Origin of the sequence: Faecalimicrobium dakarense, from assembly GCF_000499525.1 — a bacterium.
In the GTDB taxonomy this organism is placed as follows: domain Bacteria; phylum Bacillota; class Clostridia; order Peptostreptococcales; family Peptostreptococcaceae; genus Faecalimicrobium; species Faecalimicrobium dakarense.
Genome location: NZ_HG529233.1, coordinates 33,752 through 49,039, shown reverse-complemented (window position 1 = coordinate 49,039; position 15,288 = coordinate 33,752). Strand labels below are relative to the sequence as shown.

15 protein-coding genes and 2 pseudogenes are annotated in these 15,288 nt (G+C 27.6%); all 17 read right to left on the bottom strand.

What is annotated here, in order from left to right:
- Window positions 1–4: 4 nt before the first annotated feature.
- The 17 genes and pseudogenes from BN899_RS01420 to nusB all read right to left on the bottom strand — a co-directional run bounded on the left by BN899_RS01420 (window position 5) and on the right by nusB (window position 15,254).
- Window positions 5–697, bottom strand: a complete 693-nt coding sequence (locus BN899_RS01420; protein WP_042271993.1) for a glycosyltransferase family 2 protein — start codon at window positions 695–697, stop codon at window positions 5–7.
- A gap of 13 nt (window positions 698–710) precedes the next feature.
- Window positions 711–1,573 (bottom strand): annotated as a pseudogene (locus tag BN899_RS01415) (copper transporter).
- A 27-nt stretch (window positions 1,574–1,600) separates the two neighbouring features.
- Window positions 1,601–2,722, bottom strand: coding sequence for a putative cytokinetic ring protein SteA (gene steA, locus BN899_RS01410; RefSeq protein ID WP_042271894.1), 1,122 nt, complete (start codon window positions 2,720–2,722; stop codon window positions 1,601–1,603).
- A 183-nt stretch (window positions 2,723–2,905) separates the two neighbouring features.
- Entirely contained in the window at window positions 2,906–3,052 is a 147-nt protein-coding gene (locus BN899_RS18850; RefSeq protein WP_154658870.1) for a hypothetical protein, read from the bottom strand.
- A 62-nt stretch (window positions 3,053–3,114) separates the two neighbouring features.
- Window positions 3,115–4,179 (bottom strand): CCA tRNA nucleotidyltransferase, encoded by a 1,065-nt coding sequence (locus tag BN899_RS01405; protein WP_052356488.1) that lies wholly within the window; start codon window positions 4,177–4,179, stop codon window positions 3,115–3,117.
- Window positions 4,180–4,308: 129 nt separating this feature from the next.
- On the bottom strand, window positions 4,309–5,136 hold the full coding sequence (gene spo0A, locus BN899_RS01400) for a sporulation transcription factor Spo0A (RefSeq protein ID WP_042271891.1): 828 nt from the start codon (window positions 5,134–5,136) through the stop codon (window positions 4,309–4,311).
- Between the two features lie 115 nt (window positions 5,137–5,251).
- Window positions 5,252–5,845: a SpoIVB peptidase S55 domain-containing protein gene (locus BN899_RS19475; RefSeq protein WP_242824043.1), complete on the bottom strand. Its 594-nt coding sequence runs from the start codon at window positions 5,843–5,845 to the stop codon at window positions 5,252–5,254.
- Between the two features lie 29 nt (window positions 5,846–5,874).
- A complete protein-coding gene (locus tag BN899_RS19470) occupies window positions 5,875–6,291 on the bottom strand; it encodes a PDZ domain-containing protein (RefSeq protein ID WP_242824038.1) in 417 nt (138 codons plus the stop codon).
- 107 nt (window positions 6,292–6,398) lie between these two features.
- Window positions 6,399–8,062 (bottom strand): annotated as a pseudogene (gene recN, locus BN899_RS01390) (DNA repair protein RecN).
- Window positions 8,063–8,157: 95 nt separating this feature from the next.
- Window positions 8,158–8,967 carry a TlyA family RNA methyltransferase gene (locus BN899_RS01385; protein WP_042271888.1) on the bottom strand — a complete coding sequence of 270 codons (810 nt, stop codon included), beginning with the start codon at window positions 8,965–8,967 and terminating at the stop codon, window positions 8,158–8,160.
- A gap of 17 nt (window positions 8,968–8,984) precedes the next feature.
- Window positions 8,985–10,841, bottom strand: a complete 1,857-nt coding sequence (dxs, locus tag BN899_RS01380) for a 1-deoxy-D-xylulose-5-phosphate synthase (protein ID WP_042271885.1) — start codon at window positions 10,839–10,841, stop codon at window positions 8,985–8,987.
- Between the two features lie 185 nt (window positions 10,842–11,026).
- The gene (locus BN899_RS01375; protein ID WP_042271882.1) at window positions 11,027–11,464 is read right to left on the bottom strand and encodes a divergent PAP2 family protein; all 438 of its coding nucleotides are present in this window, start codon (window positions 11,462–11,464) and stop codon (window positions 11,027–11,029) included.
- A 9-nt stretch (window positions 11,465–11,473) separates the two neighbouring features.
- Window positions 11,474–12,361 (bottom strand): polyprenyl synthetase family protein, encoded by an 888-nt coding sequence (locus BN899_RS01370; protein WP_042271879.1) that lies wholly within the window; start codon window positions 12,359–12,361, stop codon window positions 11,474–11,476.
- A gap of 2 nt (window positions 12,362–12,363) precedes the next feature.
- Window positions 12,364–12,579: an exodeoxyribonuclease VII small subunit gene (xseB, locus tag BN899_RS01365; RefSeq protein ID WP_042271876.1), complete on the bottom strand. Its 216-nt coding sequence runs from the start codon at window positions 12,577–12,579 to the stop codon at window positions 12,364–12,366.
- Window positions 12,580–12,581: 2 nt separating this feature from the next.
- Entirely contained in the window at window positions 12,582–13,787 is a 1,206-nt protein-coding gene (gene xseA, locus BN899_RS01360; RefSeq protein WP_042271875.1) for an exodeoxyribonuclease VII large subunit, read from the bottom strand.
- A 2-nt stretch (window positions 13,788–13,789) separates the two neighbouring features.
- On the bottom strand, window positions 13,790–14,770 hold the full coding sequence (locus tag BN899_RS01355; RefSeq protein WP_042271872.1) for a Kae1-like domain-containing protein: 981 nt from the start codon (window positions 14,768–14,770) through the stop codon (window positions 13,790–13,792).
- Entirely contained in the window at window positions 14,751–15,254 is a 504-nt protein-coding gene (gene nusB / locus BN899_RS01350) for a transcription antitermination factor NusB (RefSeq protein WP_042271869.1), read from the bottom strand. Before nusB ends, BN899_RS01355 begins: the two co-directional genes overlap by 20 nt.
- Window positions 15,255–15,288: the final 34 nt, after the last annotated feature.

The window sequence follows — 15,288 nt, the reverse complement described above, 5'->3', positions numbered from 1 at the left end:
AATACTACCTCCATTCTTTTCTTTTTTGTTTTAAAACTCTCTTAATATGATAGAACTGCTTCCCTCTATGAATAAATCCTTTTAAATCTCTTCCAGTTTCACTATGAGTCATATTAACTAGCACTTCTTTTATTGTATATCCATACTTTAATATATCTATTGTCATTCCAACTTCTACACCATATCCAAATGGTATTTCATCAAATTTTTCTAAAACTTCTTTTTTGAAAATTCTTTGTCCAGATAAAGTTGCATCTAACTCTTTACCTGTCATTTCTAAAACAGATTCTTTGGCTAAACTTTTTACAAAACCTAATCCACCTTTTTTCTTAGCAGGCGGGAATTTTGCTATTATTACATCTGCTTCATTATTTAATATAGGTTTTATAAGCTTTTCAATCTCACTTGATGAACTTCCTAAATCTCCATCTAAAAAACCTATAATATCTGCATTTTTCATAGCTATTTTAAGTCCATAGTTTAATGCATATCCCTTACCTCTATTTTTATCTAGCGTAAATACTTTAATTTTATCATCTTTAACATTTGATGCTACCAAACTTGTATTATCGCTAGAACCATCATCTACGACTATTACTTCATTTATCTCTTTTATATTTTTTATATTTTCTAACGTATCTTTTATTTTATCTTCTTCGTTATAAGCTGGTATTATTATACTTATATAAGGATTCATTTTTATCTCCCCTTTATTTCTTATATGGTAATAATGCATCTGAACCTTCTAATCTCCCAAAGTTTTCACCTGTTCTACCTTCTTTTAAAGATATAACTAAAGATAATTTTCCTACACCTTCATTTATATTATCTATAGTTGTAATTTTATCTTTAGCATATAGGTCTATATTTGAGAATTTGGCATCAGATTTTTGAACACCTACCATATACTTATTTTCTTCTTTTAACTTAGAAATTAATATTTTATCTATTTTTTCAAATTGTTCTTTACCAGTTTTAGGATCATTTCCTCCAACTAAAACAACAGAATCATAATTTATATAGTTACTATTTAAAGTATTTACTTTTATTACTCCTAATTCTTGAAGATATGTTAATTTATCACTAGCATCTTCACCTTTTAGTGCCTCTACTATATAGTTTATTAAGTCTTGCGTACTTTTCATTTCTATATTTAACTTTTCTGATACTTCCTTTAATTTAGCATCATCATATATATTATGTTTTAGGACAATATCAAATGCTAAAGAGCCATTCGCTTTAGTTATTGTTTCTCCTATTTCTTTTGTATAGTCATTATTTTCATTAGTTGATATTATACCTATATTTTTTCTTGTAATTCACCAACTATTACTTTTTCTACATTTTGGTTGATAAATTCTATTGCTTTATCGTAATCTGTAGTTACGCTAGCTAAAGTTTTTTCTAAATTATCATTTGTATTTTTTAAGTCTTCAAATTTAGTATCTAAGTCCTTTATAATTTCAGCTTGTTGTTTGCCCAGTTCTTGGTCATAGTTTAAGTTAAATCCAACTAATATACCTATTCCTAGAGCTATAAATATAGCACCTATAGTTACTATATAATATTTCATATTTATATGCATTTTTTTCCTCCTAATTTACATCTGTAATAATAATCTAAGCTTAAGTTGCATTAAGTGTATAAATTGTTGCGCGCCTGGCAATATCAAAATAAGAACTAATATTGGGAATAACGCAGTAGCTATAAGTGCCCAAATGTATTTCATTTTTAATTTACTTCTGTATAGTAAATTAACTCCTTTTGCATCTATAAGCTTAGAACCTATTTTTAATCTAACTAAGAATGTACTTGCCATACCTTTTCTTCCTTTTTCTAAGAAGTCAATCATATTAGAATGCGTTCCAAGAGCAACTATAAGTTCAGCCTTATACTCATAAGCTATAAGCATAGCTATATCCTCACTAGTTCCTGGCGCTGGAAATACTATTGCATCTAATCCTAAATCCTGTACTCTCTTAAGTCCTGGTGCTCTTCCGTCTGTATATGCATGTACTATTATTTCATTAGCTTTCTTTAGTGCTTCATCACTTACACTATCCATATCTCCAACTATAACATCTGGAGTATATCCAAATTCTAAAAGTGCATCGGCTCCACCATCAACACCAACTAGTATTGGTTTCATTTCTTCTATGTAAGATAATATTGTACTTAAGTCTTGCTTGTAATCCTGACCCCTTACAACAATTAGAACGTGCCTGTTAGCATAGTTTGTTGTAACATGTGGTATCTCAACTTCTCCTAGTATGAATCCTTTTTCTTTTTTTGCATAATCTATTGTATTATCTATAAATCTATCTAATTCAACAGATAAGTTTTCATACGCTTTTTTTAGTTTAATTGATACTTCTTGTTTATCTAAAACTTCACCTTGTCCTAAAATTTCACCGTCTCTATATATCTTTCCATCTATAACTTCAATAATTTGTCCTTCTTTTAGTTCATTAAATAACTCTTCTCCTACATTATCAATTATCAGGATATTTTTTTCAGTCAATATTCCTGGACCTTTATTAGGGTACCTTCCGCTTATGGATTGTGATGCATTTATTATAAGTTTGACTTTACCTTCTACTAAAGAGTTTGCAGCTACTTCATCAATATCTATATGATTTATTACTGCTATTTCTCCACCTGTAAGTCTCTTCGCAAGCCTTTTTGTTTTTCGGTCTACCTTAATAGGGGCTTCGACTCTCATATTTAAAACCTCCGATATCATTTTTAAAATCACATAACATTATAGCATTATTTAACAATAAAAGAAATGTTTTAAGGTTGTTTTGCTATTTTACTTATCTTTATTGATTTTCCTATATTAATAAAAATTTTTATTTTATTTTAAAATTTTTTTATACTTTAGATTAACTTTTACGACATAATTTTATTGTATTTTAGCTAGTTCTATTAGTATTTCGCTTTTATTTAAATCTGGATTTTTTATAACTTCATAAAGTAATTCTTCTAATTTTTCACCAATTTCTTTTCCTCTATATCCAATATTATTCAATAATTTTCCATCTATTTTCAAATCTTTTATAGTGTAGCACTCTTTATTTCTTTCTATTTTTATTATTGTGTTAACATATGTATCTAATACTTTATTTTTTCTTTTAATTTACAATTATCATCTTTTAAAATATAGTTATAATAAATTCTTTTTAATTTTAAAACTTTAATTAAATTACTATAGCCTATTTTTCTTAGCCTTTCTTTAATTTTTATTTTATCTATATTATTCTCATCTAAAAACATATTTTCAATTAATTTATTACAATTATCTGTAGTTTTTTTAGAGTATCTAAGTAAATTAATTATGCCTTTACCTTCTTCATATCTAAGTTCTTTTTCGCTTCTATTTATAATTAAATATTCTAACATAACTAAACGTTCTTCTAAGTTTTTATCACACTCAGATAATATATCTAGCTCTTTTTCAAATATATATTTTTCATCTTCATCTAAATCAAGTTTCATACCTATGTATTTTAAAATTTTAGTTTCATATAAAGTAATAATCTTTTTAGAATTTTTACTAAGTATTATTTTATTAAATTCATCTGTTATTCTCTCTATGCTTATATTTTTAATTATATTTGCATTTTTATATATACTTTTTAAAGTATCTTCTTCAATTTCAAATCCTAATTTTGCGCTAAACCTAATAGCTCTTACTATTCTTAATCCATCTTCATTAAATCTTTCATCTGGATTTCCTACTGTTTTTATAACCTTTCTTTTTACATCATTTACTCCATCAAATTTATCAATTAATCCTACTTTGTCGTTATACGCCATTGCATTTATGGTAAAATCTCTTCTTTTTAAATCATGATAAATATTTGATGTAAATTCTACGCTTTTAGGCCTTCTATTGCCCTCGTATTCACTCTCAAGTCTATATGTAGTTATTTCATATAGTTCGTTATCAATCATAACGCTTACAGTCCCATGCTTTATTCCTATTTCTATAGTCTTATAATCTTTAAATATTTCTAATATTTCATTTGGCGTCGCACTAGTAGTTATATCATAATCATTAGGCTCTAAACCTAAAATGTAATCCCTTACACATCCACCAACTATAAAAGCTTCATATCCATTTTCATATATTTTATTAATTATAAATTCAACTTTTTTAGGTAGATTTATTTTCATATTACTTCTCCTTACATACAGTAATAAATATATTGTATTTTTATATAAATTTTATGTAATTTTACTATTTATATACTTAGGCATAAATAAAGCCTTCTTTTATCTAGAAGGCTTTTTTTCTTTATATAATTATTTTACCATACTGTGTTCTAATCTTAATTTATCCGCTATCATTGCGATGAATTCAGAGTTAGTTGGTTTTCCTTTAGTATTATGAACTGTATATCCAAATAATTGGTTTATTGTATCAACTTTACCTCTACTCCATGCAACTTCTATTGCATGTCTTATAGCTCTTTCTACTCTACTTGGAGTAGTATTAAACTTCTTAGCTATACTAGGATATAATTCTTTTGTTACAGCTCCTAAAAGTTCAACATTTTCTATAACCATTTTTATAGCTTCTCTTAAATATAAATATCCTTTTATATGAGCTGGTACCCCTATTTCATGTATTATGTTAGTTATTTCTGTTTCTATATTTCCTACATTTTTAACAAAGTCACTTCTTGTCATTTGTATATCAGCATGGCTTTTAGGTTTTGTTTCTATATGGCTTACTCTATTTGACACTAATTCTCTTATTCTGTTAATAAATATTACAAAATCAAAAGGTTTAACTATATAGTAGTCTGCCCCTAAGTTTATCGCACTTTGTGTTATTTTATCTTGACCTACTGCTGATAAAACTATTATTTTTGGCATTTTAGGTATGTTCATAGCATTTAATTTTTCTATAACCCCTAAGCCATCTAAGTGTGGCATTATAACATCTAGTACTAGTAAATCTGGTTGCGTTCTTTGTACTAAGTCTAACGCCTCTATCCCGTCTTTTGCAATACCTAATATTTCTATATCATTTTCATTAGATAAGTACTCCTTTAGGACTTGACAGAAATCCTTATTATCATCTGCTAAAACTATTTTAATTTTTTCGTTCACTAAAATTCCCCCCATTAATAAAACATATTATCTTTTTTATATTTTTTATATATAATAATATCAAAAGTTTTTCACTATTAAGCATATTCGACATACTAAAATTATATTCCTTCTACAAGTTTTGTTTTTTTTAATATCTCTTATCTAATTCTATCATCTCATTTATAAAAATACCATATCCTTTTTTAGGATTATCTTTAAAAACATGAGTTACTGCACCAATTATTTTATTATCTTGTATTATAGGTGAACCACTCATACCTTGTACAATTCCACCCGTATAATCAATCAACTTTGGGTCTATTACTTGGATTACCATATCTCTATCACTATTTTTATCCCTTAATATACTCTTTATTTCTATATCATAACTTGTTATATTTCTATTTTCATCTTCAAATAAAATATATGCTTTTCCTAATTTTACATCCTTAGGGTTTCCTACTTCTATTAATTGATTAAATTTATTTTTTTTTCCTATCATACTTCCGCTTATTCCAAAATTAGAGTTTTCAGAAAACTTTCCTATTGGACTTTCTGTACTAAATTCACCTTTTATTTGTCCAACTTTATTGTCATTTCCCTTTATTATTTCAATACTTGTAGGATTATATATGTATCCTTGTTTTATTCTTAATAATTCATTTGTGTCTACATCTGTAATAGCATGTCCTATTGCCTTAAATTTATCATTTTCTGGGTCATAAAATGTTACTGTTCCTATTCCAGATATTTTGTCTCTTACCCATAAACCTAATTTAGATTTTCCATTTTCTTTTTTAATTTTAAATTTTCTGTCAAATATTTATTATCTCTTTCAAATACTACTTCTATTTTATCTTTTTTAGTTTCTTTTAAAATTTCTTTTACTTGTTTAGTGTTTTTTATTTTCTGTCCATTTATTTTTATTATATTGTCTCCTCTTTTAAGGTTACCTATATACTCAACATCATCTTCTTCATACCCTACTACTAACACTCCATCTGTGTCAGCCTTAACCCCTACTACCTTTCCAAATGGATACACATATTTTTTTTTATTACTTTCACTTAAATTTAGTGTTTCAACACTAGATTGTATATATTTTTCATTTAATATCTTAAATCCTAGAAATATAAAACTAAATAATGCGATAAATAATACTAATTTATTACTTTTAATATTTTTCATTTTACCCGCTCCCTGCTTTCTATTTTATGTATTTATCATTCCTTGGTATGAAAAATTTATTCCCTTTGTTAGTATTATTTTTTATACATTATTATAAAAAAGAAGCCTTAAAGGCTTCTTTTTGCTAATTCTATTATCTCACTAGCATGTTCCATTGTTTTTTCTGTTATATTGCTTCCTGCTATAAGTCTTGCTATTTCATCACGTTTTTGATCATGGTTTAATTTTTTTATAGTAGTAAAAGTTCTATCATTTGAAGTACTTTTTTCTATACAATAATGAGTATCTGCATTTGCTGCAATCTGAGGTAAATGAGTTATACATATAATTTGTTTTTTCTTACCTATATTACTAAGCTTCTCACCTACGATTTGAGCTGCTATTCCACTTATACCTGTATCTATTTCATCAAATACTAAGGTATCTATTTGATCTATATCTGCTAGTATTGTCTTAAATGCAAGCATAAATCTAGACATCTCTCCACCTGATGCAACTTTGTATATTGGTTTAATATCTTCACCTAAGTTAAATGATATCATAAATTCAATATCATCTTTTCCATTTGCAGTAAATGAACAATCTTTAAAGTTAACTTTAAAACTACATTTTTCATATTTAAGCTTTTTAATTCATCTAATAAAACTTCTTCTAATCTTGATGCTACTTTTAATCTTTCATTTGTTAGGTTATTCGCTTTTTCTGCAAGAACTTTTTCTAATTTTATTATTTCAGACTTTAATTGCTCTACTTTTTCGTCTCTATTTAATATCTCATCTAATCTAGCTTTAGTTTTATTATAATATTCAAAGATTTCTTCTATATCTTCCCCATACTTTCTTCTTAGGTTATTGATTTCATCAACTCTAGTTTCTATCTGTTCTAATTCATATGGTTCAAAGTCTATACTATCTTTATAATTTCTTATATCTCTAGATATATCTTGAAGTTCATACATTATTCTTTCTATATCATTATTGTAATCACTTAATGCTTTATCATATTGAGATATAGAGCTTAATTCGCTAACTGCGTTTCCTATTAAGTCAACTGCATTTACACTACCTTCATATAAATTTTGATACGTTAAGTTTAAGTTGCTATATATTTTTTCACTATTTCTATAAACTTCTCTTTGCTTTAGTAATTCTTCATATTCATTTTTACTTAAATTTGCAGCTTCAATTTCATTTATTTGAAATTTTAACAAATCAATTTCTCTTTGAATTTGCATATCATCTTTATTTTCAGTTAATGTATTTAATGCTCTTTTAACTTCACTATACTTACTGTATATTTCTTTATAATCAACTTTAAATTCTTCTAATTCATTTTCTCCAAATAAATCTAAAAATTCTAAATGTGTTTCTTTATTAAATAATGCTTGAGTTTGATGTTGTCCATGAACATCTATTAGTGTTTTTGATATATCCTTAAGTACAGACATTTTAACAGTTCTTCCATTTACTCTTGCAACACTTTTTCCATCTGAATATATAACTCTTGTTATTACTAGTAAATTATCATCTTCTAATTCTATATCATTTCCATTTAAAACTTGTTTTAGGTTAACATTTTGACATTGAAATATAGCTTCTACTAATCCCTTTTCCGTTCCTTTTCTTAGGAAAGATCTATCGTATTTTTCACCTAAGCAAAGTCCTAATGCATCTATTATTATAGATTTTCCTGAACCTGTTTCTCCTGTTAATATATTTAAATTTTCATCAATGCTTAGTCTTAATTCTTCGACTAAAGCACAATTTTTCATATATAGTTCAAGGATCAAATTAAATCCCCCTCTTTTTATATACAATTTATAATTATTATAATTTGTATGTTAGTATCTATTTATTTTTAATTTGTCTAGTCTAAAGTATGAGAAGCTTCTACAACTTCTAATATCTTTTTGCTATGCATTTCTCCATCAAAATTATATCCTTCATTTCCATTTCTTAAATGAATTAAGTATTCTATATTGCCTTCTGGACCTTTTATAGGAGAATAATCTAATCCTAATATTTCAAATCCATTTTTTACTGCAAAATTAGATACCATTTCTATAACTTCAATATGAGTAGATTTTTCTCTAACTACACCTTTTTTACCTACTTTTTCTCTTCCTGCTTCAAATTGAGGCTTTATTAATGCTACTACTTCTCCGCCAGGACATGTAAGTTCTTTTGCCTTTGGAAGAACTAGTTTTAGAGATATAAATGAAACATCTATTGATGCAAAATCTGCAAACTCTTTTGTGTCCTCTATCGTTACATGTCTTATATTAGTTCTTTCCATGCAAACAACTCTTTGATCTTGTCTTAATTTCCAAGCAAGTTGTCCATATCCCACATCTATAGAAAATACTTTTACAGCTCCATTTTGAAGCATACAATCAGTAAATCCTCCTGTTGATGCACCTATATCCATACATACCTTACCTTCTAAGTTTAAATTAAAGTTTTTCATAGCTTTTTCTAACTTTAATCCACCTCTACTTGCATATGGTATTGGATTGCCTTTAACTTCTATCTTTGCATCATCACTTACATCTACTCCCGCTTTGTCACATCTTTGATCATTAACAAATACAAGACCTGCCATTATAGCTCTTTTTGCTCTTTCTCTACTTTCAAAATGACCTTGTTCTACTAATAATACATCTATTCTTTTTTTCATGAAGTTACCTTTCTTGTTTATAAACTTTTTATTTTATCTGCTATTTTACTTGGTGATAAATTTATACTTTCATAGATGTCATCTGCATTTCCATGCGGTACAAATTCCTCTGGAAGTCCTATATTTACTATCTTAGATTTATATCCATTATCAACAGCAAATTTATTTACTCTACTTCCAAATCCTCCAACAACTACATTATCTTCTATTGTAACTATAGTCTTATGCTCTTTAAATAAAGAATGTAGCATTTCTTCATCCATAGGTTTTAAAAACCTTGCATTTACTATAGTAGGATTTACATCTGATTCTAATAATATTTTCTTAGCTTCTATACTATGCTTAACCATAGTTCCTATTGATAATATTGCTATATCCTTACCTTGTGATAAAACTTCATAACTTCCTAATTTTATGGGCTTATAATCTCCTAAATCTAGATCATATGCATTTCCTCTTGGATATCTAATAGCTAAAGGTGAATCTAATTCTAAAGATAAATCCATCATTAGACTTAATTCCCTGCTATCTTTCGGTGCCATTACTATAATATTTGGAACTATATTTAAATAACTTAAATCAAACATACCATGATGTGTTTCTCCATCATTACCTACAATTCCCGCTCTATCTATAAGGAAGGTCACAGGTTTTTTCGTTATACATACATCATGTATAAGTTGGTCATAGCCTCTTTGTAAGAAAGAAGAATACACTGCAAAGTATGGCTTCATTCCATTTTTTGCAAGTCCAGCTGCAAATGTAGCTGCATGTTGTTCGGCTATACCTACATCAAAGAATCTTTTTGGATACGCCTTTTCAAATATATTAAGCCCTGTTCCAGACGGCATAGCTGCAGTTATTGCAACAATATTATCATTATTAGCTGCCATTTGTACTAATTTATCACCTACTTGTGAAGATATTGACTTAGTACCTGAACTTTTTATTCCTTCTTTTATATCAAATTTTGATACACCATGATATTTATCAGGTGCTTCCTCTGCGTATCTATATCCCTTACCTTTTTTAGTTATTACATGAATTAAAGTCGGGCCTTTGCGATTTTTTACCTTTTTTAATATTTCTATTAATTCTTTAGTATTATGACCATCAACTGGGCCGTAATATTTTATACCTATAGACTCAAAGAACGCACATTCTTGAGGTGTAAACTTATCTATAATACTGTCTTTTACTTTATTTGCAGTCTTAGATATTAAGTTCCCTCCTGGAGCTACACTTAATATTTTTTCAACTTCATCTTTTACTTTATTCATTGTTGAATTTCTTATTAAGCTTGATAGGTGTTTTGACATACCACCAACATTTTTATCTATAGACATTTCATTATCATTTAAAATAACTATCATATCTGTATTTGTATATCCTAAATGATTAAGCCCTTCAAGAGCCATACCACCAGTTATAGATCCATCTCCTATTACTGCTATTACACTGTTGTCTTCATTTTTTATATCTCTAGCACATGCGATACCTTCAGCTACTGAAATTGATGTAGAGCTATGCCCAGTATCGAATATATCATGAGGACTTTCATTCTCCTTTGGAAATCCACTTAATCCATTAAATTGTCTTAAGGATACAAAGTCATTTTTTCTTCCTGTAACAATCTTATGTACATAAGATTGGTGACCTACATCCCAAACTATTTTATCTTTTGGACTATTAAATACTTTATGAAGTGCTAAGGTTAACTCTACTACACCTAAATTAGATGCAAGATGACCTCCTGTTTGAGAAACAGATCTTACTAGAAATTTTCTTATATCCTTTGCTAAAAAATCCATTTCATCTATGCTCATAGCTTTTATATCGTTTGGAGAATTTACTTTATCTAAATATTTATACATGCTATCCTCACCTTTTACTGATCAAATTTTTATTAACTTAAAAAAGCCTTCTATGAGAAGACTTTTTCTTTACATAGTTTTACATAATCGCAAAATGAATATATCTTAGTATTGACTAAGTTATATTCATTTTATAACTATATTAAAATATAAAAATCATATCATATTGTATATGCTCTTTCAAACTAAGACATTACTATGGCAGTTACAATTCCTAGTATCGCTCCAAATAAAACCTCTTTTGGAGTATGCCCTACTAATTCCTTTAATCTATTTTGTTCTATATGTTTTTTATGATGTAAATCATCTAATATTTGATTTAAAATAGCAGCTTGCTTTCCTACCGATCTTCTAACACCTGATGCATCATACATTATTATAAGTGCAAATACTGCTACTATTGCAAAGTCCGTTGAACTAAATCCTCGTTCTATTCCTACTAGTGTAGCTAGACTTGTTACAAAGGAACTATGAGAACTCGGCATACCTCCTGAAGTAAAAATTCTTGCAAAATCAATTCTTTTACCTTCTCCAGTAAATATTTTGAAAAATTGTGCCAAGAAACAAGCATATATACTTATTCCTAAAACCTTGTTGCTAAAAATCTCCGAAAAAACGTCCATTTATCCTCCTTAATACTCTCTATCTATTATATAGTCTGCTAAGCCAATTAGAAACTCTGAACTAGTTCCTATATCTTTTATACTATCTTTAGCTTCTTCTATTAACTTATGTGCAATTATTTTAGATTCTTCTAAACCTAATAAAGAAGGATATGTTGATTTATGATTGTCTATATCACTTCCAACTTTTTTACCTAGTTTTGCCTCGTCACCTACTATATCTAATATGTCATCTACGATTTGGAATGATAATCCTATATTTTTTGCATATTTTGTTATCTTATCTAAATTTTCTTCGCTAGCATCACCGATTATAGCTCCCGCTCTCATACATCCAATTATTATTGCCGCTGTTTTATTATTGTGTATATAATCTAACTTTTCCTTAGGTATTTGTTTATTTTCGCTTTGAACATCAACTACTTGACCACCAATCATACCGTGTATTCCTGATGACTTTGCTATTTCATTTATAGCTTTTAAATACTTTTTAGGATTTTCCTTTTCTACCGAATTTGAAAGCATAATTTCAAAAGCATAATTTAAAAGGGCATCTCCTGCAAGTATTGCCATATCTTCTCCGTATACTATATGATTAGTTTTTCTTCCTCTTCTTAATTCATCATTATCAAGTGCTGGTAAATCATCATGTATTAATGAATATGTATGTATCATTTCTATAGCTACTGCAAAAGGTATTACATCTTCCTCATTACCTCCTACAACTTTGCATGCTTCTAGTGTTAAAATAGGTCTTAACCTTTTTCCACCTGCCCTTAAGCTATAATTCATAGACTCCATAATAGTCTTTTGATACCCTTCTTCTTTAGGCATATATCTATTTAATAACGCTTCTATATAATTAGCTCTTTCCTTTAGAGATTGTTTAAATTGCACTTTTATTCCTCCCTCATATCTAAATCTTCTTCTATTCCTAATTGAGTAAATTTACTTATTTTAAGTTGTGCATCTTCTAAAAGTTTATTGCAATGTTTATAAAGACTGATACCTTCTTCATATAAACTTAATGATTCATCTAGGCTAGCACCTTTAGATTCTAATTTTTCTAATATTTCTTCCAATTTTTTATAGGCCTGTTCATATGTTAAATTCATATTTATACCTCTTTATTTTTAATTTTCTCTACAATACACTCTATATTTCCATCTTTTAATACTATATCTATATTATCTTTGAATTTTAATTCTTGTACGCTATTTATAACTTCTCCATCTTTTTGGACTATACTATAACCTCTGTCTATTGTTGCAAGTGGACTTAGGTTATGAAGCATAGCTCCCATATTTGAAAGTTTTTCCGTTTTGGTATATATATTATTTTCTATCTCAGAACTTATTTTATCATATATTTTGTCTAATTGTATAATTTTATCTCTTATGATGTATGATTCTAGGTAACCATTTATTTTATCAAATGTTGAGTTTAATTTATACTCATTAACTTGAATATTATTTATTAATGATTTATTCATTCTATTTTTTATATTCTCAAGTTTATAGTTTATATCATCTAATGATGGAGTTGCTATTTCTGCCGCTGCAGAAGGTGTTGGTGATCTCATGTCAGATACAAAATCGCATATAGTAAAATCTGTTTCATGACCTACTGCCGATATTATTGGTATTTTTGATTCAAATACTGCCCTAGCTACAATTTCTTCATTAAATGACCAAAGTTCTTCTATAGAACCTCCACCTCTTCCAACAATTATAGTATCTACATTATTTCTTTCGTTGAAAAATTTAATACCTTCACATATATCATACTTTGATTTATCGCCTTGAACATTTACTGGGTAAAGTTTAATGTTAACTTTAGGATATCTCCTTTTTATAACATTTATTATATCTCTTATAACTGCTCCTGTTTGTGATGTTACAACGCCTATTGAGTTTGGAATTTTAGGTATAGATTTTTTATACTTTGCATCAAATAATCCTTCTTTACTTAACTTTTCTTTTAGCTTATTAAACTCTATATATAAGTTTCCAATTCCTTCTATTTCTACACTATTTATATATAATTGGTATGAACCATCCCTTTCATAAACAGATATATACCCGTTAGCTATAACCTTTACCCCATTATTTAGCTGCAATGTAGAATCATAGTTACTTTTAAATATTACACAGTTTAATTTAGAATTTTCATCTTTTAATGATAAATAAACATTACCACTAGTGTGTACTTTAAAGTTTGATATTTCTCCTTTAACTTTTAAATTATATAATATTGGATCATTACTTAAAATTCTTTTTATATATGAGTTTGCTTCACTTATATCTAAAGCTCTTAGTTTCATTTTTATTCTCCTAAAATTTGCTTATCTAAGCCTATTATAGCACATCCTATACCATTATCTGTTGCATACTCCGGCTTTGTAAAATATGTATCTACTTTATGCTTTTTTAGCTTTAAGCTTAATTCTTTTGATATATATTTACTTGCTGACACTCCTCCTGCAAATACAACCTCATTTACATTATATTTTTCACTTAAATATAATATAGACTTATACATATTTCTAACAACTGAATCTAGTACTAATTTAGATATATATTCTTTGCTTTCATCATTTATAATTTTATATATTTGATTTTCAAGACCTGATAAATTCATGTAACCTTCTTTTACAGAAGTTTTTAGCCCTTGTTTTATTTTTTCTTTGCATTTCATAGCAGATTCGTCTATATATTTTCCCGCTGGAAATTTATATCCAAGCTTTACACCTACTCTATCTATAAATTGTCCAAAACTTATATCTTTACTTCCCCCGACTATATCGATACTGTATTTTGAATTAATTTTATCTTTGTTTTCATTTATCAAAAGTATTTCCGTAGTACCTCCAGACATATGAACAGATAAGAACTTTTCTTTATTTTTTATTTCATTTGTCAAAAGACTTGATTCTATATGATTTTCTTGATGACTAGTTACGTATAATGGACATTTCATCATACTAGATGATAATTTTGCAAAATTATACCCTGCCATAAATACTGGCATATAAGAATCTTTTACTGGCCTTGGTTTATTTGATACACATATACCTACTATATTGTAGTCTTTAGTAAGTTCTTTTATATCTTCACTAAGTGCTCCTAAGTTATTAATGTGCTGAAATACAGCTTCACTTTGTCTAAGCCCATTTCCATTTTCTTTTACCTTCAGCATAATTTTTTTATTAAAAATTTCTTTTTTACCTAAAGATATAGCTGCTATAGAAGTTGTATAGCAGCTAGTATCTATTCCGATTATTATATTATTTTCCTGAAAGTTCATCAACAACACTTCCTAGTATTCCGTTTACAAACTTAGGAGCTTTGTCATCACAGTATATTTTTGAAATTTCTACTGCTTCATTTATAGAAACTTTATTTGGTATTTCTTTTGCAAATAAAATCTCACATACCGCTAATTTTAATATCGATGCATCTACCTTTGGCATTCTATCTACTGTCCAGTTCTTAGCGTATTTGTTTATTAATTCATTTATCTTATCATTGTTTTCTTTTAAGTAACCGCACATATTTTTCATATAATCTTTATCTATTACACCTTCTAATTCTAATGTTCCAAGTTCTATTTCTGGATTATTAGAGTATTGTAATCTAAGTTCTTCATATCTATTAACTATATATTCAAAGTTATTATTTAAAAAACTATCTAATATATCACTCATATCTTCTTTAGTTAAATCCGCTTGATATATTAATTTCATCATATATTCTCTACTTGTTACTTTCTTTGCCTTATCGTTTCTCATTGGTTGTAATCCTCCTTCAATTCCTATTATGCGC

Excerpts from the sequence above, each read along its gene's own strand:
- BN899_RS01420 (WP_042271993.1), bottom strand. The coding sequence starts at position 697 with ATGAATCCTTATATAAGTATAATAATACCAGCTTATAACGAAGAAGAT.
- steA (WP_042271894.1), bottom strand. The coding sequence starts at position 2,722 with ATGAGAGTCGAAGCCCCTATTAAGGTAGACCGAAAAACAAAAAGGCTT.
- BN899_RS01405 (WP_052356488.1), bottom strand. The coding sequence starts at position 4,179 with ATGAAAATAAATCTACCTAAAAAAGTTGAATTTATAATTAATAAAATA.
- spo0A (WP_042271891.1), bottom strand. The coding sequence starts at position 5,136 with ATGGGGGGAATTTTAGTGAACGAAAAAATTAAAATAGTTTTAGCAGAT.
- BN899_RS19470 (WP_242824038.1), bottom strand. The coding sequence starts at position 6,291 with ATGAAAAATATTAAAAGTAATAAATTAGTATTATTTATCGCATTATTT.
- BN899_RS01385 (WP_042271888.1), bottom strand. The coding sequence starts at position 8,967 with ATGAAAAAAAGAATAGATGTATTATTAGTAGAACAAGGTCATTTTGAA.
- dxs (WP_042271885.1), bottom strand. The coding sequence starts at position 10,841 with ATGTATAAATATTTAGATAAAGTAAATTCTCCAAACGATATAAAAGCT.
- BN899_RS01375 (WP_042271882.1), bottom strand. The coding sequence starts at position 11,464 with ATGGACGTTTTTTCGGAGATTTTTAGCAACAAGGTTTTAGGAATAAGT.
- xseB (WP_042271876.1), bottom strand. The coding sequence starts at position 12,579 with ATGAATTTAACATATGAACAGGCCTATAAAAAATTGGAAGAAATATTA.
- xseA (WP_042271875.1), bottom strand. The coding sequence starts at position 13,787 with ATGAAACTAAGAGCTTTAGATATAAGTGAAGCAAACTCATATATAAAA.
- BN899_RS01355 (WP_042271872.1), bottom strand. The coding sequence starts at position 14,770 with ATGAACTTTCAGGAAAATAATATAATAATCGGAATAGATACTAGCTGC.
- nusB (WP_042271869.1), bottom strand. The coding sequence starts at position 15,254 with ATGAGAAACGATAAGGCAAAGAAAGTAACAAGTAGAGAATATATGATG.